Annotated in this window: 20 protein-coding genes; 9 read left to right on the plus strand and 11 right to left on the minus strand. The window is 59.9% G+C overall.

The features are described 5' to 3' along the window. Nucleotides 1-43: 43 nt before the first annotated feature. From dnaA to AB4K19_RS17215, 6 genes are all read right to left on the minus strand, one after another. Nucleotides 44-1,405, minus strand: coding sequence for a chromosomal replication initiator protein DnaA (gene dnaA, locus AB4K19_RS17190; RefSeq protein WP_375229488.1), 1,362 nt, complete (start codon nucleotides 1,403-1,405; stop codon nucleotides 44-46). 495 nt (nucleotides 1,406-1,900) lie between these two features. Beyond that, nucleotides 1,901-2,164, minus strand: a complete 264-nt coding sequence (gene rpsT, locus AB4K19_RS17195; RefSeq protein ID WP_300033136.1) for a 30S ribosomal protein S20 — start codon at nucleotides 2,162-2,164, stop codon at nucleotides 1,901-1,903. A gap of 195 nt (nucleotides 2,165-2,359) precedes the next feature. Next, nucleotides 2,360-2,824: a hypothetical protein gene (locus AB4K19_RS17200; protein ID WP_375229489.1), complete on the minus strand. Its 465-nt coding sequence runs from the start codon at nucleotides 2,822-2,824 to the stop codon at nucleotides 2,360-2,362. Between the two features lie 71 nt (nucleotides 2,825-2,895). Beyond that, nucleotides 2,896-3,672 carry an enoyl-CoA hydratase gene (locus AB4K19_RS17205; protein ID WP_375229490.1) on the minus strand — a complete coding sequence of 259 codons (777 nt, stop codon included), beginning with the start codon at nucleotides 3,670-3,672 and terminating at the stop codon, nucleotides 2,896-2,898. Nucleotides 3,673-3,737: 65 nt separating this feature from the next. Continuing rightward, nucleotides 3,738-4,589, minus strand: coding sequence for a bifunctional DNA-formamidopyrimidine glycosylase/DNA-(apurinic or apyrimidinic site) lyase (mutM, locus tag AB4K19_RS17210; RefSeq protein ID WP_375229491.1), 852 nt, complete (start codon nucleotides 4,587-4,589; stop codon nucleotides 3,738-3,740). Then, nucleotides 4,582-5,013 carry a hypothetical protein gene (locus AB4K19_RS17215; RefSeq protein WP_375229492.1) on the minus strand — a complete coding sequence of 144 codons (432 nt, stop codon included), beginning with the start codon at nucleotides 5,011-5,013 and terminating at the stop codon, nucleotides 4,582-4,584. Before AB4K19_RS17215 ends, mutM begins: the two co-directional genes overlap by 8 nt. Before the next feature lie 92 nt (nucleotides 5,014-5,105). Here AB4K19_RS17215 and ubiE point away from each other — a divergent pair, with 92 nt between their 5' ends. Both ubiE and ubiB read left to right on the plus strand, forming a co-directional pair. After that, nucleotides 5,106-5,858 (plus strand): bifunctional demethylmenaquinone methyltransferase/2-methoxy-6-polyprenyl-1,4-benzoquinol methylase UbiE, encoded by a 753-nt coding sequence (gene ubiE / locus AB4K19_RS17220; RefSeq protein WP_375229493.1) that lies wholly within the window; start codon nucleotides 5,106-5,108, stop codon nucleotides 5,856-5,858. A 3-nt stretch (nucleotides 5,859-5,861) separates the two neighbouring features. Beyond that, entirely contained in the window at nucleotides 5,862-7,409 is a 1,548-nt protein-coding gene (gene ubiB / locus AB4K19_RS17225; RefSeq protein WP_375229494.1) for a 2-polyprenylphenol 6-hydroxylase, read from the plus strand. Nucleotides 7,410-7,415: 6 nt separating this feature from the next. On the opposite strand, the gene AB4K19_RS17230 is transcribed toward ubiB, so the two are convergent. After that, entirely contained in the window at nucleotides 7,416-8,594 is a 1,179-nt protein-coding gene (locus AB4K19_RS17230; RefSeq protein ID WP_375229495.1) for an acetyl-CoA C-acyltransferase family protein, read from the minus strand. A gap of 114 nt (nucleotides 8,595-8,708) precedes the next feature. Between AB4K19_RS17230 and AB4K19_RS17235 the strand changes: the two genes are divergently transcribed. The 4 genes from AB4K19_RS17235 to AB4K19_RS17250 all read left to right on the plus strand — a co-directional run bounded on the left by AB4K19_RS17235 (nucleotide 8,709) and on the right by AB4K19_RS17250 (nucleotide 11,982). Continuing rightward, on the plus strand, nucleotides 8,709-9,275 hold the full coding sequence (locus tag AB4K19_RS17235) for a helix-turn-helix domain-containing protein (protein ID WP_375229496.1): 567 nt from the start codon (nucleotides 8,709-8,711) through the stop codon (nucleotides 9,273-9,275). Between the two features lie 93 nt (nucleotides 9,276-9,368). Next, on the plus strand, nucleotides 9,369-10,556 hold the full coding sequence (locus AB4K19_RS17240) for a glycine C-acetyltransferase (RefSeq protein WP_375229497.1): 1,188 nt from the start codon (nucleotides 9,369-9,371) through the stop codon (nucleotides 10,554-10,556). Next, nucleotides 10,553-11,593 carry an L-threonine 3-dehydrogenase gene (gene tdh / locus AB4K19_RS17245; protein WP_375229498.1) on the plus strand — a complete coding sequence of 347 codons (1,041 nt, stop codon included), beginning with the start codon at nucleotides 10,553-10,555 and terminating at the stop codon, nucleotides 11,591-11,593. Before AB4K19_RS17240 ends, tdh begins: the two co-directional genes overlap by 4 nt. Before the next feature lie 47 nt (nucleotides 11,594-11,640). Next, the gene (locus AB4K19_RS17250) at nucleotides 11,641-11,982 is read left to right on the plus strand and encodes a hypothetical protein (RefSeq protein WP_436398424.1); all 342 of its coding nucleotides are present in this window, start codon (nucleotides 11,641-11,643) and stop codon (nucleotides 11,980-11,982) included. Here AB4K19_RS17250 and AB4K19_RS17255 read toward each other — a convergent pair. The 3 genes from AB4K19_RS17255 to AB4K19_RS17265 all read right to left on the minus strand — a co-directional run bounded on the left by AB4K19_RS17255 (nucleotide 11,950) and on the right by AB4K19_RS17265 (nucleotide 15,586). After that, nucleotides 11,950-12,678: a metallophosphoesterase family protein gene (locus AB4K19_RS17255; protein ID WP_375229500.1), complete on the minus strand. Its 729-nt coding sequence runs from the start codon at nucleotides 12,676-12,678 to the stop codon at nucleotides 11,950-11,952. The genes AB4K19_RS17250 and AB4K19_RS17255 overlap by 33 nt on opposite strands. A 96-nt stretch (nucleotides 12,679-12,774) precedes the next feature. Then, nucleotides 12,775-14,370: a phosphoglycerate dehydrogenase gene (gene serA, locus AB4K19_RS17260; protein ID WP_375229501.1), complete on the minus strand. Its 1,596-nt coding sequence runs from the start codon at nucleotides 14,368-14,370 to the stop codon at nucleotides 12,775-12,777. A gap of 61 nt (nucleotides 14,371-14,431) precedes the next feature. Then, nucleotides 14,432-15,586, minus strand: coding sequence for a phosphoserine transaminase (locus AB4K19_RS17265; RefSeq protein ID WP_436398425.1), 1,155 nt, complete (start codon nucleotides 15,584-15,586; stop codon nucleotides 14,432-14,434). A gap of 158 nt (nucleotides 15,587-15,744) precedes the next feature. Here AB4K19_RS17265 and serB point away from each other — a divergent pair, with 158 nt between their 5' ends. Together serB and AB4K19_RS17275 are read left to right on the plus strand one after the other, a co-directional pair. Further along, nucleotides 15,745-16,623 carry a phosphoserine phosphatase SerB gene (gene serB / locus AB4K19_RS17270; protein WP_375229502.1) on the plus strand — a complete coding sequence of 293 codons (879 nt, stop codon included), beginning with the start codon at nucleotides 15,745-15,747 and terminating at the stop codon, nucleotides 16,621-16,623. A gap of 56 nt (nucleotides 16,624-16,679) precedes the next feature. After that, complete coding sequence (locus tag AB4K19_RS17275) at nucleotides 16,680-16,994, plus strand: hypothetical protein (RefSeq protein ID WP_375229503.1); 315 nt, start codon at nucleotides 16,680-16,682, stop codon at nucleotides 16,992-16,994. On the opposite strand, the gene AB4K19_RS17280 is transcribed toward AB4K19_RS17275, so the two are convergent. Beyond that, nucleotides 16,995-17,975 carry an asparaginase gene (locus AB4K19_RS17280; protein ID WP_375229504.1) on the minus strand — a complete coding sequence of 327 codons (981 nt, stop codon included), beginning with the start codon at nucleotides 17,973-17,975 and terminating at the stop codon, nucleotides 16,995-16,997. 175 nt (nucleotides 17,976-18,150) lie between these two features. Here AB4K19_RS17280 and AB4K19_RS17285 point away from each other — a divergent pair, with 175 nt between their 5' ends. Further along, nucleotides 18,151-18,678 (plus strand): invasion associated locus B family protein, encoded by a 528-nt coding sequence (locus tag AB4K19_RS17285; RefSeq protein ID WP_375229505.1) that lies wholly within the window; start codon nucleotides 18,151-18,153, stop codon nucleotides 18,676-18,678. Nucleotides 18,679-18,750: the final 72 nt, after the last annotated feature.

Raw genomic sequence — 18,750 nt, forward strand, 5'->3', positions numbered from 1 at the left:
CAAGGCCTGCTGCATGCCGGTGCAGCAGCAGGCCCGCAGAAAGTTATTCTTCGAGCGCCCGGCGCAGCAGTTCGAGGTCCTCGGCGATCTGACCGTCCTGCACCTTGAGTTCTTCGATGCGCTTCACACCGTGCATGACGGTGGTGTGGTCCCGCCCGCCGAAACGGCGGCCAATCTCCGGCAGCGACCGGCTTGTCATCCGCTTGCACAGATACATCGCCACCTGACGTGGGCGCGCATAGCTGCGCAGACGCTTGGGGCCGATCATGTCGCTCAGCCGGATGTTGTAGTGATCCGAGACGCGGCGCTGGATCTCCTCGACGGTGATCTTACGCTCGGAGGCCCGCAGAACATCCGACAGGCAATCCTGCGTCAGCTCCATGTTGATCTCGCGACCCACAAGCGAGGCAAAGGCAAACAGGCGTGTCAGCGCGCCCTCAAGAACCCGCACGTTTGTCGAGATGCGGTGCGCCAGGAACTCCAGAACACCCTCGTCGATTTCGAGGTCCGGGTAAGTCTCGCGCTGCTGTTCTACCTTGCTCTGCAAAATGCCGAGCCGCAGTTCGTAATCTGTCGGATGCAGGTCGACGACCAGGCCACACTGCAGGCGCGATTTCACACGCTCTTCCATGTCTTTGATCTCGCCCGGCGCGCGGTCGCCTGAAATGATGATCTGTTTGTTCTGATCCACCAGCGCATTGAACGTGTGAAAGAATTCTTCCTGTGTGCTGCCCTTGCCGGCGATGAACTGAACATCATCCACCATCAGGACATCGACAGAGCGGAAGATTTCCTTGAAATCCATCATCTTACGGTCGCGCAGGGCCTGAACGAAACGGTACATGAACTGCTCGGCCGACAGATAGAGCACATTCATCCCCGGTTTACGCTGGCGCAGTTCATGCGCAATCGCATGCATCAGGTGCGTTTTACCAAGACCCACGCCGCCATAGAGAAACAGCGGGTTAAAGGTAACCGGGCCGCCCTCGGCCACACGTTTGGCGGCAGCATGTGCCAGCTCATTGGGTTTGCCGACCACAAAGGTGTCAAAGGTGAAACGGGTATCGAGCGGAGCAGTAGCAAGCGTGGGGTTGGCAGCGGCACGGGGGGCAGGTGCTGTAGAGGTTGTATCTGCTGTGGGTCCCTCTGCGACCGCAGTTGCCACCGCGGGAACACCAAACTTAAGGCGGCGGATGTCGGGTGCCGCCGTTTTGACCTCATGCAGGATCGCATCCGCGAAATTCTGGTTCACATAATTGCCGAGAAAATTCGTGGGCACATCAAAGAACGCAATACCGTCTGCCGCGGACCGGAAACGTATCGGTTCAATCCATGTCGTGTAGTTGTTCTGCCCTACAGTCTTACGCAGCCGCTGCCTCAGCTGCCCCCACATTTCTTCAGTCATATTAGACCCGTTTTCCTTTTTTACCCGTTCGGGAGAAGCGCCATGTTTGGCTGCTCTCCGGTTAGATCCGAACATATCTCTCCTGTCCCGTTCCCAAAGAAACAGGTGAGGTCCGCCGGACGTTTTAGAATTAAGAGAGTCTGACCCTTACACCCTCGACCGGGCTGCTCATCGGATCAGGACTCGCCGTCCTCTTATTTTGACAGGGCAAACGACCGTACCTGGCGCTTGCAGACAGTGCACGGCATTTATGCTGTGCCCAGTCCCCGTGATACCTGTTTGCGGTCGCAACACCGCGGTATCTCAGGGCCCGCCCCCCAATGCGAAATGAATCGCTGTATACTGGTAGCAAGTTCGTGAGCGGCACGGCAACTGAACTTCATTCTTGACTCTGAATTTTCAGAAAAGAATCTCTGCGGCGGCTGTGTACGCCCTTTTTTATATAAAAAAAGCGCCGCAAAAACGGCGCTTTTTGAGACTCGGCTGGCAGCTGGTTCAGCCCAGCGCTTTGACCCGCGAAGACAGACGGGACATTTTCCGGGCAGCTGTGTTTTTGTGGAAAACACCTTTTGTGACGCCGCGCATCAGTTCGGGCTGTGCGGCGCGCAGTGCAGCAGTTGCCGCGTCTTTGTCACCGGAAGCAATCGCTTCCTCGACGCGGCGCAGGTATGTGCGGATGCGCGAGCGGCGTGCTTTGTTGATCTGAAAACGGGCTTCGTTCTGACGGGCGCGTTTTTTGGCCTGGGGCGAATTTGCCATGCGTGAAAAACCTTTTCTCGGGTTCGTTGTTTCGGTCGTATTGCGCAACGCAGGACCCGGGCGGACAAAGATGTCCCTGAGGTGATTCTAGCCTGAGCGGGCTGCACGCGCATGTCTGGCGCGGTCTATAGCCGGACCTGCAGTGTTTGGAAACCCAAAAAACTGGTCAGGTCCCGCGTTACCGGTTCGTCCAGGTCAGCGCAGAACTGTTCTGCTGAAAGTACCGACGATAATTTCCGGCGACCCGCCCGGAAAGTCGACGCCGGTTTTTTTGCAGTTGGCCATCTTGCCCAACAGGCCCGTCGCGGGTCCGACGTCGTTGAAAAACCGCATGTCCTTCATGATGACCTGTCCGTCCAGAAGGACCACCGCATCGCGCATCACAGACATGGTTTCCGAGATATCGTTCTTGCGCGAATAGCTTCCGGCGCCGCAAATTTCGATTTCACCGTCTCTGACAACGGCCCGGTATGCATAATTGTAGGACGCGGGTCCGCCGCGAAAGGCGGAACGGTCGGCGCGCCAGCTGACACGACCGGTTGCAAAGTCCTCGGTGACCGGCGTTTGCCGGAGAGTTTCCTGATTCTGTGGAGGACCCGGGACCGGTGTGCAGGCGGAAAGGGCGAGTGCCGCAAGGACGGCAAATGCAGTTTTTTTCATGAATTTCCTGAAAGAATGGTTTTTCGGCGTGGACAGTGCGGGAACAGAATCGCCCGTCGTACTGCCCGGTATTACTTGTCGCGGAACTGAGCTTCGCGTTTTTCAAGGAAGGCAGACATGCCTTCGAGCTGGTCTTCGGTGGCAAAGAGCGAATGGAACATGCGGCGCTCAAACAGCAGACCTTCACGCAGCGTGGTCTCGTAGGCGCGGTTCACGGCCTCTTTGACGACCATGACAGACAGCGTGGATTTCTCTGCTATTTTCTGGGCTGCATTCTGCGCCTCTTCCAGAAGCTTTTTGCAGGGCACGACGCGCGACACGAGGCCTGCGCGCTCGGCTTCTTCGGCATCCATAAAGCGCCCCGTGAGGTTCATGTCCATCGCTTTGGATTTGCCGACCACGCGGGTCAGGCGCTGTGTCCCACCGAGGCCCGCAACCACGCCCAGATTGATTTCCGGCTGACCGAACTTGGCGGTGTCCGAGCAGATGATGAAATCACACATCATGGCCAGTTCGCACCCACCGCCCAGCGCATAGCCTGATACGGCCGCGATGATCGGTTTGCGCACGCGCATGATCTGCTCGGTTTCAGGCGTGAAGAGATCCCCGGCAAAGGCATCCACGAAGGACTTGTCCTTCATCATCGAAATATCGGCGCCGGCGGCAAATGCCTTATCGGATCCGGTCACGATAATGCAGCGGACTTTCTCGTTGTCCTGTGCAGCGGACAGAGCATCTGCCAGCTCTCCCAGCAGCTGGTCGTTGAGCGCATTGAGCGCATCGGGCCGGTTCAGTGTGATCAGGGCGACGTGGTTATCGACATCAACGATGATCGTCTCGTAGGCCATGCAGAAAGCTCTCGTTCAGTTGCGTGGAAATTGCAGTCAATACCACGCGGCCTGCGCACTTCAAGTTATCTTTGGCATTGCGCGCAGTAGAAAGATGAGCGTCCCGACTGGACGATTCGCCCGATGACGCCGGGGCAGGCCGGGGTGCGACAGGGCTCGTTCTCGCGGCCGTAGACATCAAAGCTGTGCTGAAAATATCCAAGCTCTCCATCGGCTTGCCGGAAATCACGCAGCGAGGACCCGCCCGCCTCTATCGCGTCCGCCAACACCTGCCGGATGATCGGCACAAGCGCTGCAACCCTGGGTTCAGAAATGCGCCCCGCTTTTCTTTTGGGGTGAATTTTTGCCCGGTATAGGGCCTCGCAGACATAGATATTGCCCAGACCACTGACAATTTTCTGGTCCAGCAGCGCTGATTTCACCGGAGTCATTCGCCCGCGGAAGGCGTCGATCAGATGTGATTCATGGAAATCGTTGCCCAGCGGTTCCGGTCCCAGCACCGCCAGCAGCTTGTGAGTTTCCGCGCCCGCCGTCTGCATCAGGTCCATCGCCCCGAACCGCCGTGGGTCGTTGAAGGTGATGCGCGCACCGTTGTCCATGTGGAATACCACGTGGTCGTGTTTTTCCGGTGCAGGATGATCGTGCACAAACTGACCCAGCGGGTCGCCCGAGACCAGCATACGGCCCGACATGCCCAGATGGATCAGAAGGGTTTCGCCTGTATCGAGGTCGGCGAGGATGTATTTCGACCGCCGGCGCAGCCGCAGCACCTGCGCGCCGGTCAGCCGTTCGGCCATGCGTTCCGGAAAGGGCCAGCGCAGGTCGGGTCGGTTCACGTCCGCCTGAGCGATCACCGCGCCCTCCATCGCCGGGGTCAGACCACGACGCACCGTTTCTACTTCGGGCAGTTCAGGCATTCTCTTTCAGCTTTCGTTCGGCAAGATCAGCAATCTCGCGGTAGGCGTCAAAGCTCCAGCGCACGGTCACACGCCGGATCATACCAAAATGCAGGATGGCCGCCCGTTTATGACTGTTGCGCCGGATTTCCGTCAGATCCTGCCAGCGGCACAGGGGGCCGTTGCGCCAGATGCCTTTGTGACGGATGCCCTCTTCGTTCCAGATCAGACCGGCCCGGAAACGGGACACCGGATTGTAAACCGCAACCACGATCATCAGGCCCAGAACACCCCAAACAACAGGAGACGCCAGAAACGCCGGAGGACTCCAGATGATGACAGCCGCGATCAGCGCCGCAAATCCCGCATCCAGCAGAAGCTGGAGCGTTCTGCCCCATCCCGCGAGACGGGCCTCTCTCACTGTAGTCTGCTGTACCTGCTGCATTGCGCTCCGGTTCCGGTGTTGCCAAAGGGCCGCATTGTGCCCGGCCATCTGAGGCCTATAACAAGGTCGAAACCCATAGGTGACAAGGCCCGATGACCGAAGAAGACAATAAAACCACGCATTTCGGATATGAGACCGTGGCCGAAGGCGACAAGGCGGGTCTGGTGCAAGGGGTCTTTTCCTCGGTTGCCAGCAAATACGACATAATGAACGACGTTATGTCGGGCGGTGTGCATCGTCTCTGGAAGGATGCGATGATGGACTGGCTGGCACCGCGCGCGGGCCAGAAGCTGCTGGATGTTGCGGGCGGCACTGGCGATATTTCGTTCCGGTTTCTGAAACGTGCAGGCCACGGGCATGCAACCGTACTGGATCTGACCGAATCCATGCTGGTCGAAGGGCGCAAACGCGCCGAAGCGGATCAGATGGCTGATCAGCTCGACTGGGTGACCGGCGATGCCATGGCGCTGCCGTTCGCCGACAACACTTTTGACGTCTACACAATCTCGTTCGGCATCCGGAACGTGACGCGTCCGCAGGAAGCACTGAACGAGGCGTTCCGTGTCCTGAAACCGGGCGGCCGCCTGATGGTGCTGGAGTTCAGTCAGCTGCCCAACCCTGCGATGCAGAAGGCTTATGACCTTTACAGTTTCAATGTAATTCCACGCATGGGGCAGGCGATTGCAGGGGACCGGGACAGCTATCAGTACCTGGTGGAGTCGATCCGGCGTTTCCCGGATCAGGAGACGTTTCTGCAGATGGTGCGGAACGCAGGCTTTGAGAATGCGAAGTACCGCAATCTGACGATGGGTGTCGCCTGTCTGCATTCCGGCTGGAAAATCTGAGCCATGCGCGGCCCTCACAATATCTGGCGGCTGATCCGCACCGGTGCCACTTTTCAGCGGACCGGCGCCATGAAGGCCGTTCTGGATGCCTTCGAAGCGCCCGCACCCGTGCGGATCGTCGCGCGTACGCTGGCGATGCCATTCACTTTTCTGGGCTATCGCGGTGACACCAGCATGCCGCCGGTGACCCGCGCGCTGACGGCGCTGGGCCCGGCATACATCAAGTTCGGGCAGATTCTGTCGACACGGCCCGACGTGGTCGGCGATGAAATGGCGCTGCAGCTGCGGGTGCTGCAGGACAAACTGCCACCATTTTCCGTGCAGGAAGCAAAGGCCGAAGTGCAGCGCGAGCTGGGCGTGCCGGTGGATCAGGTGTTCACCGATTTCAGCGAACCCGTGGCTGCCGCCTCTATTGCGCAGGTGCATAAGGCGACGCTTGCCTCAAATGGTGAGGAGGTCGCAGTCAAGGTTCTGCGCCCGGGGATCGAGCGGGCCTTCCGCAAGGATATCGACGCCTTTTATCTGGCGGCAACGGTCGTGGATTTTTTCTCGCCCGGGTCGCGCAGGCTGCGCCCGATTGAGGTGATCGAACACTTTGACGGCGTGGTGCAGGGCGAACTGGATCTTCGGCTTGAATCTGCGTCTGCCGCCGAATTTGCGGCGAATACCAAAGGCGACGAAGGGTTTCAGCTTCCACAGGTGAAATGGGAGTTTTCAGCCCGCCGGGTCATGACACTTGGCTGGGCGGGTGGCGCGCCGATGGGTGACAACGACGCGATTGATGCCGCCGGCCACGACCGTGTGGTTCTTGGTGACCGAGTGCTGCAGCTGTTCCTGAACCATGCGCTGCGGGACGGCTATTTTCACGCGGATATGCACCAGGGCAACCTGAAGGTCGCCCCGAACGGGAACATCGTTGCCTATGATTTCGGGATCATGGGGCATATCGACGAATATACCCGCCGTGTTTACGCCGAGATCCTCTATGGGTTCATCCGGCGCGATTACAAACGTGTGGCTGAAGTCCATTTTGAGGCCGGGTATGTGCCCGCCGACAAGGACGTGGATGAATTTGCCCGCGCCCTGCGGGCGGTGGGTGAGCCGATTTTCGGCATGGACGCCACCAAGATCTCAATGGGTCGTCTGCTGAGTTACCTGTTTGAGGTAACGGAACGGTTCGGCATGGAAACCCGCACCGAACTCATTCTGCTGCAGCGGACGATGGTTGTGGTCGAGGGCGTGGCGCGGTCGCTGAACCCGCAGATCAACATCTGGGAAGTCGCGCGGCCCATCGTGTCGGACTATATCTCCAAAGCGATCGGCCCGAAGGCGGTTCTGACGGACATTGCGAAAACGGCCCGTGTCCTGGGCCGTTTCGGACCGCGCCTGCCGGCCCTGGTTGAAGGCGCGCTGATCCGTCAGGGCAACCCGGAGCCGCCGGCAAAACGCAGCAGCACCCTGCGCTGGCTGGCAGGCGCAGCGGTGCTGGGCGTGATGATCGGTATTTCCGGCGCGGTGACCCTGTCAGTGCTGGATTACCTGTTTTTCTGACCCGGGTCAGAGCCGCTCGATGGCAATTGCAATGCCCTGACCGCCACCGATACACATGGTGATCAGGCCGCGTTTGCCACCTGTGCGCTCCAGTTCATAAAGTGCTTTGATCGTGATGATTGCGCCCGTCGCCCCAACGGGATGCCCCAGCGCAATGGCCCCGCCGTTGGGGTTCACGCGCGCGGGATCGAAACCCAGTGCGCCGGACACCGCGAGGGCCTGCGCCGCGAAAGCTTCATTGCTTTCGACCACGTCGAAGTCGCCCGCGCTCAGCCCGATTTTCTGCATCAGTTTTTCGACCGCAGGGATCGGGCCGATGCCCATAACCTCTGGCCGGACACCTGCATGGGCATATCCCACGACACGCGCTCTGGGAGTCAGCCCCTGTTTTTCTGCGGCGTCTGCCGTTGCCAGCACCAGTGCTGCCGCGCCATCGTTGATGCCGCTGGCGTTTCCGGCCGTGACGGACCCGTCTTTCTGAAATACCGGGCGGAGACCTGCGAGCGCCTGTGCTGTTGTCGCCTTGGGGTGTTCATCGGTGATGAAGGGGACCATGTCACGCTTAACGCGCACTTCGACCGGCGTGATCTGACTGTCAAAGTATCCGGCTTCAATGGCATGAGCCGCGCGTTCCTGGCTTTGCAGGGCAAAGGCATCCTGATCCGCGCGGCTGATCCCGTGCTCGGCGGCGACATTCTCGGCAGTGACGCCCATGTGGCCCGTACCAAACGGGCAGTTCAGCGCCCCCAACATCATATCCAGACTTTTGACGTCACCCATTTTCGCACCCCAGCGCTGCTGCGGCATGATGAAGGGCGAGCGGGACATGTTTTCAGCGCCACCAGCCAGCCCGAATTCGGCATCACCCAGCATCAGCGACTGGATCACAGAAACGATGGCCTGGGCGCCGGAACCGCAGAGGCGGTTCACGTTCATCGCGGGTGTTGTGTCGGGGATACCGGCCCCGATGGCGGCCACGCGGCTGAGATACATGTCGCGGGGCTCTGTGTTGATCACATGACCAAAGGCGACATGCCCGATCTGCGCGCCCTCGACACCGGACCGCTCCAGTGCAGCTTTGGTCGCTACGGTGCCCAGATCAATTGGTGTGGTTCCGGCGAGCGACCCGCCAAATGTTCCGATCGCCGTACGCGCGCCGTCCAGAATTACGATCTCGCTGGTCATAGTGCTCTCCATCCGCTGACGTGGCGACTATGGTCGAAGCGGTCTGGCTTGTCAGCCGCGACGTGCCGTCAGGCCTGCGTTGACAGTTTCCGCCATATCGGCGAAACCGCTGATATGACGGATTCAGCTGATGCTATTCTCTCCCACCTGCCCGCCCGCCTTAAGGAAGCCCGGCGTGCGCAGGGCCTGTCCCTTGATGCTGTTGCGAAACTGTCGGGCGTTTCACGTTCCATGGTCAGCCAGATTGAGCGCGGAGAAAGCAGCCCGACCATCGCAACGCTGTGGAACCTGACGCGCGCGCTGCAGGTGGATTTTGCTGGTCTGCTGGATGGTGCGGCAGCTGCACCGCAGATCGAAACCCTGCGTGCCAGTGACGTTCCGACGATTGATAATCTTGGTTCAGGGTGCCGGATCCGGATTCTGTCGCCGCCCGAAGAAGCGGGTAAACACGAGGTGTACGAAGTTGCATTCGAGGCCGGCGGAGAACTCGACAGTCAGCCGCATACCCGGGGCGCGCGTGAACATCTGACCGTGATTGACGGCAGTGTCGGCGTCACCAGTGGTGACAGCACAACTGTTCTGTCTGCTGGCGATACAGCACGATACGCCGCCGATGTCCCGCATCGTATTGCCGCCAAAGAGGGTGCTGCACGGGTGTTTCTGGTGGTCCAGGACGCCTGAAATCCGGTAACACGGATTTTATCCGTTAAAATGTAATTCTTCTATTTCGGAAATTCGTCCGCCATGTTAGAACTCCCGCGAAAGGAGTCTGATATGACGCAAGCCTACATCGATCACATCACCGAAACGCTGGACCAGATTGAGGCGGATGGCATGATGAAGCGCGAGCGCATGATCACCTCTCCTCAGGGCGGCCGGATTGCCGTGAGTGACCGCGAGGTCATCAACCTGTGCGCCAACAATTACCTTGGTCTTGCAGATCATCCCGCTCTGATCGACGCGGCACGCGAAGCCATGCAGCCACGCGGGTTCGGGATGGCGTCGGTGCGGTTCATCTGTGGTACACAAGACATCCACCGCCAGTTGGAACAACGGCTGGCGCACTACCTCGGCCAGGATGATTCCATCCTGTTCGCGGCGTGTTTTGATGCCAATGGCGGCCTTTTTGAACCGCTTCTGGGACCTGAAGATGCTGTGGTCTCGGATGCGCTGAACCACGCGTCCATTATCGACGGAATCAGGCTCTGTAAGGCGAAAAGATACCGCTACGCCAACGCGGACATGGCCGATCTGGAGGGTCAGCTGAAGCTGGCCCGCGAGGAAGGTGGGCGGTTCATTCTGATCGCAACTGACGGTGTCTTCAGCATGGACGGAACGCTGGCACCGCTGAGAGACATCCGCGCTCTGGCAGACCGGTACGATGCAATGATCATGGTGGATGACTGCCATGCCACCGGTTTCATCGGTCCCAAAGGTGCGGGCACGCCAGCGGCAGCGGGTATCCGCGCGGATATCGTCACCGGCACCCTGGGCAAGGCGCTGGGCGGGGCCATCGGCGGATATATCGCCGGCCCGCAGCCAGTCATTGACCTGCTGCGTCAGCGCGCGCGGCCTTATCTGTTTTCCAACTCTTTGCCGCCATCCATAGTTTCTGCGGGTCTGAAAGCACTGGACCTTGTCGAGGCGGGTGATGATCTGCGCACCCGTCTGTTTGAGAATACCGCTTACTGGCGCGCGGGGCTGACCCGGCTGGGTTTTGATCTTCTGCCGGGTGAACACCCGATTGTGCCGGTGATGCTTGGAGAGGCGCAGCTGGCGCAGGACATGGCGGCGCGTCTTTTTGAAGAGGGTGTCTTTGTTTCGGGTTTCTTTTTTCCGGTGGTCCCGCGGGGGCAGGCGCGCATCCGGACGCAGATGAATGCGTCTCTGACACGGGCCGAACTGGACAGGGCACTGACGGCATTCGAAATTGCCGGCAGGGCCTGCGGGGTGATCACATGACAAATGAAATGAAAGCACTGAGCAAACTTCACGCCCGCGAGGGCCTGTGGATGACGCATGCCCCGGTGCCTGAACCCGGACCGGATGATGTGCTGATCCGCATCCACAAAACCGGCATCTGCGGCACAGACATCCATATCTGGAACTGGGATGACTGGGCCGCCGGCACGGTGCCTGTTCCGATGATCACGGGTCATGAATTCGCCGGAGAGATCGTCGAGCTGGGCCGCGATGTGACCGACCTGCAGATCGGGCAGCGCTGTTCCGGCGAAGGGCACCTGATCGGCAAGACCTCACGGCAGAGCCGCGCGGGGAAATTCCATCTTGATCCGGCAACACGCGGGATCGGCGTGAACGAACAGGGCGCATTTGCCGAATACCTGTGCCTGCCGGCATTCAATGTGGTGCCCCTGCCGGACGATATTTCGGATGACATCGGGGCGATCCTCGACCCGCTGGGAAACGCGGTCCACACTGCGCTGAGTTTTGATCTGATTGGCGAGGATGTGCTGGTCACCGGCGCGGGTCCGATCGGCATTATGGCCGCCGCCGTGGCACGGCACGCAGGCGCGCGGCATGTGGTGATCACCGACATCAACGCGGAACGGCTCGCTCTGGCCGCAACGGTTGCGGATGTTGTGCCGGTCAATGTAGCGGAGCAGGATCTGGCTGATACAGTCTCTGATCTAAAGATGACACAGGGCTTCGATGTGGGTCTGGAGATGTCGGGAAACCAGCGTGCGCTGGATCAGATGGTCGGCGCCATTACCATGGGCGGCCGCATCGCGATGCTGGGCATTCCACCCGGGAAAAGCCCGGTCGACTGGAGTGAGATTGTCTTTAAGGCCATAACGATCAAAGGTGTCTACGGACGCGAAATTTTCGAAACCTGGTACAAGATGATAGCGATGTTGCAGAACGGGCTGGATGTAAGCCGGGTGATCACGCACCGGTTTTCCGCCGACGCCTTTGAGGCCGGTTTCGCCGCGATGCGCTCTGGCCAGTCCGGGAAGGTGGTGCTCGACTGGACCCGCTGAGCACATACGCCGAAGACAGCTTTTTTGCGCTGACACAGATGGGGCAGGTGGGTCTTGCCCTGCTCTCTGCGATGCTGTGCGTCCTGATGCTATGGGTGACGCGCCGCGCTGCAAAAGGGCGCGTATGGTGGCTGCGTCTGGTGCTGGCAGTGGTGCTGTTTGTGCTCTTCGTCTGGCTGTCGCCGCAGGTGTACTACACCTACTATGGATTCCTCTTTGAAAACCTGCCGCGTCAGCTGGTTATTGGCGCACCGCCCGGGCCGGACCTGCTGGCACAGCTGATGACCTTCTCGTGGCGCGCGAACCTCAGTGCACACAGCCAGGGGCTGCTGGCCTGGGCGATGATCGCAGTCGCCCTATGGCCGCAGCGGAACACGGCCACTCTCTGACAGCAGCCAGCAGTCGCGGCCTTCAAACACAGCCGCATGCAGTGGCCGGAAATAGCCTGCGCCCCCGTCCAGATTGACCCTGTTGCCCGCGTGTTCCGGATGATCCAGCGCGGTGTGTCCGTGGACAATGAGCGGCCCGAACGATCTGCGGTATTCCAGAAAAGGTTGCCTGATCCAGATCAGGTCATCCTCCACCTGCTGGTCAAGCGGCACTTTGGGCCGGATGCCGGCGTGCACAAACAGCAGGTCTCCGTGGCTGTGTGTCAGTGGCAGACCGTTCAGAAAATCACGGTGCACCTGTGGCACAGCGGCCTGCGCTTCCTGCTGAATTTCGACCAGTGGCCCGCCGTCTTCCGCAGTGACGCCGTAGGAGGCCAGTGTTTTGTCGCCGCCAAGACGCGGGTTGAACCAGAAGAGATCTGGGCGTGTCGCAGGATCATGCACGATACAGTAGTCAAGAAACCTGGTCAGGTACCGGTCATGATTGCCCTTGATCATATGCCATGGTCTGCCCGTGGTCTGTGCATCCAGCAGCAACTGCACCACACCTTTGCTGTCCGGTCCGCGGTCCACATAGTCACCGACAAATACGATCTCGGCATCCTTGCCGCCATCCGCTTCGATCAGCTCCAGAACCCGGTGCAGGTCTTCGAGCTGTCCGTGAATGTCACCGATGGCGTAAACAGGCTGAGTCATAACGTGCTCCCTTGTGCGGGTCTTGCCGCATCGGCGCGGAAAAGAAAAGGCGCCCGGAGTAAACCAGGCGCCTTTCCATGTCTGAAGAAACTGAGGTCAGGCGACGTCGAACTGCAGCGGTTTGATCTGGGTAAAGAGACCGGTTTCCGCCAGCTTTGCCCGCGCCTCGGCGGGTACGGGTTCATCGACATAAAGCAGGGCGATTGCCTCGCCGCCCGCTTCGGCACGGCCAAGGGTAAAGTTCGCGATGTTCACGCCGTTGTCACCCATAGTCTGACCCAGCGCGCCAATGATGCCCGGCACGTCTTCGTTGGTGGTATAAAGCATGTGCGCGCCGATCTCGGCATCGATGTTGATGCCCTTGATCTGGATAAACCGCGGCTTGCCATCCGAGAACACGGTGCCGCCAACCGACCGTTCGCGTTTCGCTGTAACGACAGTGACTTTGATATACCCGTCAAACGCACCCGACTTGGCCTGGTTCGTGGTCGAGACCTGAATGCCCCGTTCCCGCGCAATGACGGGGGCCGAAACCATGTTCACATCCGGGTTTACCTTTTTCATGATGCCCGCAATGACGCTGCAGTTCAGCGCCTGCAGATTCATTTCGGCAACCGAGCCGTCATAGAGAATGTTGATGGCTTTGATCGGCTCGTCCGTCATCTGCCCGATGAAGGCACCGAGATGGCCGGAGAGGTTGGCCCATGGCCCCATGACCTTGGCCTCTTCGGCAGTCACGGAGGGCATGTTGAGCGCGTTGGTTACGGCGCCCGTCAGCAGATAGTCTGACATCTGTTCGGCGACCTGAAGGGCCACGTTTTCCTGCGCTTCGGTCGTTGCGGCACCAAGGTGCGGGGTGCAGACGACATTGGGCAGGTTGAAGAGCGGATTTTCGTTCGCCGGCTCCTGCGCAAAGACGTCAAAGGCGGCACCGGCCACATGTCCGGACTGCAGCGCTTCGGCCAGGGCCTCCTCGTCCACCAGACCACCGCGTGCGCAGTTGATGATCCGCACACCCTTTTTGGTTTTGGCGAGAGCTTCACGGCTGAGGATATTGGCTGTGGCTTCGGTAAAGGGCACGTGCAGCGTGATGAAGTCAGCGCGTGCCAGCAATTCGTCCAGTTCGACCTTTTCCACTTTCATGGCGTCGGCCTTTTCCTGACCGAGGAAGGGATCATAGGCGATCACCTTCATATTCAGGCCACGGGCCCGGTCGCAGACGATACCGCCGATGTTGCCGGCACCGATCACGCCGAGGGTTTTGCCCGTCAGCTCTGTCCCCATGAACCTCGATTTCTCCCACTTGCCCGCATGGGTCGACGTGGAAGCCTCGGGAATCTGGCGGGCGACGGCGAACATCATCGCGATGGCGTGCTCGGCCGTTGTGATCATGTTGCCGAAGGGCGTGTTCATCACGATGATGCCCTTCTGCGAGGCAGCATCCTTGTCGATGTTATCTGTGCCGATGCCCGCGCGGCCTATGACTTTTAGATTGCTGGCGGCATCAACAATCTTCTGGGTGACCTTGGTGGCCGAGCGGATCGCCAGACCGTCATAGTCACCGATGATGGCGGCGAGCTTTTCCTTGTCCTTGCCCACGTCGGGCTGGAAATCCACGTCGATGCCACGGTCGCGGAAAATCTGAACGGCGGCTTCCGAGAGTTTGTCGGAGATGAGTACTTTGGGGGCCATTTTGGGCTCCATTCTGAATGTCGGTATAACGTCGGTGTTTTGTCGGTTTCGTGTCGGCGGATTACGCCGACACAGCCAGTGCCTCGATCTCGGCCTCGAATGCCCATGCCAGCCAGGGCAGCATCGCCTCGATGTCGGAGGTCTCTACGGTGCCGCCGCACCAGATGCGCAGACCCGGAGGTGCGTCGCGGTAAGCCCCGATGTCGAGCGCCACGTTTTCGTCCGCCAGCCGTTTGGCAACGGCCTTGGCAAAGGCAGCGCCATCTGTAATCCGGTCATCGGTGAACTTCAGGCAGACGGACGTATTCGAGCGGGTCGCCTGGTCGCTGGCCAGAAAATCAATCCAGTCATGTGTCTCTGTAAAGGCGGAAACGGCTGCTGTGTTGGCGTCAGCCCGGGCGATCAGTCCCTGCAGTCCGCCTACAGATTTCGCCCAGTCGAGCGCCAGAAGATAGTCTTCGACACAGAGCATCGACGGTGTGTTGATCGTCGCACCGGTAAAGATACCGTCGATCAGTTTACCGCCCTTTGTCAGGCGGAAAATCTTGGGCAAAGGCCAGGGCGGCGTATAGCTTTCCAGGCGCGCCACAGCGCGCGGGCTGAGGATAAGCATCCCGTGGGCGGCCTCTCCCCCCAGCACTTTCTGCCAGGAGAATGTCGTTACATCGAGCTTGTCCCAGGGCAGGTCCACGGCGAAGGCCGCAGAGGTCGCATCGCAAAGCGTCAGGCCCGCGCGGTCTGCCGGGATCACATCGCCCGAGGGAAGGCGCACGCCGGATGTGGTACCGTTCCAGGTGAAACAGACATCATTGTCATAGTTCAGTGCGGCCATATCGACGATTTCGCCATATTCCGCAGTGTGCACCGTGTGCTCTATCTTCAGCTGTTTCGCGACATCGGTGACCCAGCCCGCGCCAAAGCTTTCCCAGGCGACCATTTCGGCGTGGCGTTCGCCCAGCAGCGACCACATCGCCATCTCGAACGCGCCTGTGTCAGAGGCTGGCACGATGCCAATTTTGTAATCTGCCGGAACGCCCAGCACTTCGCGGGTCGTTTCGATCGCGGCAAGAAGCTTAGCCTTGCCGGGGGCAGCACGGTGTGACCGGCCCAGAGGGGCGGAGGCCAACCTGCTCAGATCATATGCGGGGGGTTTGGCACAGGGGCCGGATGAGAAACGCGGATTGGCCGGCCGCGCTGCCGGTTGTTGAGTAGCCATCAATGCTATCCTTCCAGATATGCGCCCTTCGTTGGGGAAGGGTGTCCCACGGACGGGCTTAAGGGGCGGGCCCCTCTGGTGCAATCACAAAAAGCGGTCTAATACGTCGCCCGAACGCTTTTTTGCGACACCCTGGTTGCGGATCGGAAACTTCAGACATGTTCACAGTCACTCTGATGAGCGCGCCGGATGCCCGCGCGCTGGACCCCCACGCGGTTGATGCGCTGCGCAACGCCTGGGGCGGCGGTGACGTGCGCTGGCTGGCCCCGGATGTTGCGGCTGAGTTCACTATGCCGGAGGTTCCGTCCAATCAATGGGACGTCTGGGCGGATCTGCAGAGCATTGGTCTTGATCTGGTGGTGCAGCCGTCCGCGGATCGCCGTAAACGGATGCTGCTGGCTGACATGGACAGCACGATGATCCGGCAGGAATGCATCGACGAGCTGGCCGATGAGGCTGGTGTCGGCGCGCGGGTCAAAGACATCACGGCCCGCGCTATGAACGGAGAGCTGGATTTCAACGACGCCCTGCGCGAACGGGTCGGGCTGCTCAAAGGGCTGCCCGTCAGTATCATTGACAAGGTTCTGGCAGAGCGCATCGAATTCATGCCCGGTGGTCATACGCTGCTGGCAACAATGAAGGCGAACGGCGGACAAGCAGCACTGGTATCGGGCGGTTTTACGGCCTTTACCAGCGCCGTTGCCGCCGAACTGGGGTTCGATGAGAACCGCGCAAATACCCTGATGACAGATGGCGGGGCGCTGAGCGGCGAGGTTGGCCTCCCGATCCTGGGAAAGCAGGCGAAGGTCGATGCGCTGAACGAGATCACCGCTCGCCTCGGGATCAGTCCGGGCGATGTGATCGCCGTTGGGGACGGCGCCAATGATCTGGGCATGCTGGGGCTGGCCGGAACAGGTGTCGCGCTGCATGCAAAACCCAGCGTTGCCGCCCGGTGCGACGTGCGGATCAACCACGGTGATCTGACGGCGCTTCTCTACATTCAGGGTTACGCGCAGGCGGATTTCGTCCACCCCTGAGGCGGGCAGCCGCGATCTGTGCTATACTGTGCCCAGCCAAACAGGGAGGGAACAGCATGCCACAGTACGTTTTTGCCTATCACGGCGGTACGATACCCGAGACAAAAGAAGAGGGCGAAAAGGCCATGGCGGCCTGGCAGTCCTGGTTCATGGGGATGGGAGAAGCCGTTGTGATTCCGGGGAATCCCGTCGGCATGTCGAAAACCGTATCGGCTGAGGGGGTCGACGATCACGGCGGCGCAAATCCGTTGTCCGGTTACACGGTGGTATCCGCGGAAACCGTCGAGGATGCCGTGGCCATGGCCAAGGGCTGTCCGATGGTTGCAGACGGGTCCGGCTCGGTCGAGGTAGCCGAAGTCATCGAGATGTAATCAGTGCAGCTCCTGTGCCGGTCTGATCCAGCCGGTCTGACGACCTGCCCGGTTGGTGATCGGGGCATTCATATACCGCAGTGTTTCCGGATGATCAGGCTCTAACACACCAAGTTTTACCAGAATTGCGGCAATGGCACATTCTGAAGCACGGGTGGTGCCGTCACTGATTTTCAGGGCAACGCCCATTTTTTTCTCCGGGATGATCGCGGTAAAAAATCCTTCGGCACCGGTTTTGAGGGCAACCCTGCCGTTCATGGCGCGCATCAGACCGGTACAGGCGCGGCCTTCACCGGCAACGAGTTCAGGATGCAGGCACATCGCCTCACGCAGGCGGGCCTCGGCGCTGCCGTCCGGGCTGGCAGCGAAATGCGCCATTGCACGCGCCATGCCATGCAGGCTGCCAGCGAAGTTGGGCGCAGAGCATCCGTCAATGCCATATCCGGGCGACGTCTCGTCCGTGACCCGCTCAAAGGATTCCAGAACCGCCTTCTGCACCGGATGGTCCGCGTCGATGTATTCTGCGCCGCCCCCGAGATGCCGGTTCAGGGTCAGAAACCCTGTATGCTTGCCCGAGCAATTGTTGTGGTGCTGACAGGGCGATTCGCCTGCACAGATCAGACCGTTCCGTGCGGCCTGGTCCTGAGGTTCCTGCGGCCCGCAACGCAGCGCATCATCATCCAGCCCAAGAGCCTGCAGCCATTGCGTCACTCGTTCGGTGTGAATGGCCGCGCCATTGTGCGAGGCGCAGGCCAGCGCCAGGTGCTCGCTTGTCAGCCCGGCCTGATCAGCGGCACCGGAGTTGATCAGTGGCAGCGCCTGGATCATTTTGGACGAACTGCGGGACAGCACAGTGCGGTCCGGATCACCCCAGGCGGCGACGATTTCACCGGCCTCATCACAGACCACCGCATGGCCTGTATGGACGCTTTCCAGAAAGTCGCCGCGCCAGATTTCTGTCATCACCACAGGTTGTGCCATTTTTTCCTTCACTTTCCAGCGAAAAGCTGCTGATCGGCCTTTCAGGCGCTGTGCAATTCGCGCTATTGTGGTCCTTGTCGGGAAGAACAACCGGACTGGCAAGAGAGCGTTTCATAAAAATCGACGCCGCCGGATCCGAAAAACTTGAGGTCAGATACGGCTGGAGGCTGTAAACATGCGGAATTCATTTGCTATTTTTGGTTTTGCTGCATCCCTTGCGATGCTTGCATCCGGTGCGACAGCGCAGGAGCAGAGCAGTAACCGTGTAGCGACCAAGACAGACTGGAACGTGTTTGTCGAAGACAATCCCAAGGAATGCTGGGGTGTTTCGGTTCCGACCGAAACCGTGAATACACGTGACGGGCGCGTTGTTGCGGCCACCCGGGGGCAGATCCTGCTGATGGTTTCCTACCAGCCGGGCGCGAATGTGGCCGGGCAGGTATCCTTCACCGGTGGCTATCCGTTCCGTGAGGACAGCCAGGTCAGTGTGAACATCGGTGGTACGGAGTTCATTATGTTCACCGAAGGCGAATGGGCGTGGCCAACCACCCCATCAGACGACGCCAAGCTGGTCAGTGCCATGAAGCGTGGGGCAAACGCGGTTGTGACGGGTATTTCCAGCCGCGGTACAACAACAAAGGACACGTTCTCATTGCTGGGCTTTACGGCGGCGGTTGAGGATGCGGAAAAACGCTGCAACTGACCCGCAGTGATGACCTGCGTATCGGGCCCGCGACACGTTAACGTGTCTGCGGGCTTTTCCTTTTGAATTGTG

The sequence above is a fragment of the Roseobacter phycocola genome (assembly GCF_042055075.2).
Taxonomy (GTDB): Bacteria; Pseudomonadota; Alphaproteobacteria; order Rhodobacterales; family Rhodobacteraceae; genus Roseobacter.

Excerpts from the sequence above, each read along its gene's own strand:
- dnaA (WP_375229488.1), bottom strand. The coding sequence starts at position 1,405 with ATGACTGAAGAAATGTGGGGGCAGCTGAGGCAGCGGCTGCGTAAGACT.
- rpsT (WP_300033136.1), bottom strand. The coding sequence starts at position 2,164 with ATGGCAAATTCGCCCCAGGCCAAAAAACGCGCCCGTCAGAACGAAGCC.
- AB4K19_RS17200 (WP_375229489.1), bottom strand. The coding sequence starts at position 2,824 with ATGAAAAAAACTGCATTTGCCGTCCTTGCGGCACTCGCCCTTTCCGCC.
- AB4K19_RS17205 (WP_375229490.1), bottom strand. The coding sequence starts at position 3,672 with ATGGCCTACGAGACGATCATCGTTGATGTCGATAACCACGTCGCCCTG.
- mutM (WP_375229491.1), bottom strand. The coding sequence starts at position 4,589 with ATGCCTGAACTGCCCGAAGTAGAAACGGTGCGTCGTGGTCTGACCCCG.
- AB4K19_RS17215 (WP_375229492.1), bottom strand. The coding sequence starts at position 5,013 with ATGCAGCAGGTACAGCAGACTACAGTGAGAGAGGCCCGTCTCGCGGGA.
- ubiE (WP_375229493.1), top strand. The coding sequence starts at position 5,106 with ATGACCGAAGAAGACAATAAAACCACGCATTTCGGATATGAGACCGTG.
- ubiB (WP_375229494.1), top strand. The coding sequence starts at position 5,862 with ATGCGCGGCCCTCACAATATCTGGCGGCTGATCCGCACCGGTGCCACT.
- AB4K19_RS17230 (WP_375229495.1), bottom strand. The coding sequence starts at position 8,594 with ATGACCAGCGAGATCGTAATTCTGGACGGCGCGCGTACGGCGATCGGA.
- AB4K19_RS17235 (WP_375229496.1), top strand. The coding sequence starts at position 8,709 with ATGACGGATTCAGCTGATGCTATTCTCTCCCACCTGCCCGCCCGCCTT.
- AB4K19_RS17240 (WP_375229497.1), top strand. The coding sequence starts at position 9,369 with ATGACGCAAGCCTACATCGATCACATCACCGAAACGCTGGACCAGATT.
- tdh (WP_375229498.1), top strand. The coding sequence starts at position 10,553 with ATGACAAATGAAATGAAAGCACTGAGCAAACTTCACGCCCGCGAGGGC.
- AB4K19_RS17255 (WP_375229500.1), bottom strand. The coding sequence starts at position 12,678 with ATGACTCAGCCTGTTTACGCCATCGGTGACATTCACGGACAGCTCGAA.
- serA (WP_375229501.1), bottom strand. The coding sequence starts at position 14,370 with ATGGCCCCCAAAGTACTCATCTCCGACAAACTCTCGGAAGCCGCCGTT.
- AB4K19_RS17265 (WP_436398425.1), bottom strand. The coding sequence starts at position 15,586 with ATGGCTACTCAACAACCGGCAGCGCGGCCGGCCAATCCGCGTTTCTCA.
- serB (WP_375229502.1), top strand. The coding sequence starts at position 15,745 with ATGTTCACAGTCACTCTGATGAGCGCGCCGGATGCCCGCGCGCTGGAC.
- AB4K19_RS17275 (WP_375229503.1), top strand. The coding sequence starts at position 16,680 with ATGCCACAGTACGTTTTTGCCTATCACGGCGGTACGATACCCGAGACA.
- AB4K19_RS17280 (WP_375229504.1), bottom strand. The coding sequence starts at position 17,975 with ATGGCACAACCTGTGGTGATGACAGAAATCTGGCGCGGCGACTTTCTG.
- AB4K19_RS17285 (WP_375229505.1), top strand. The coding sequence starts at position 18,151 with ATGCGGAATTCATTTGCTATTTTTGGTTTTGCTGCATCCCTTGCGATG.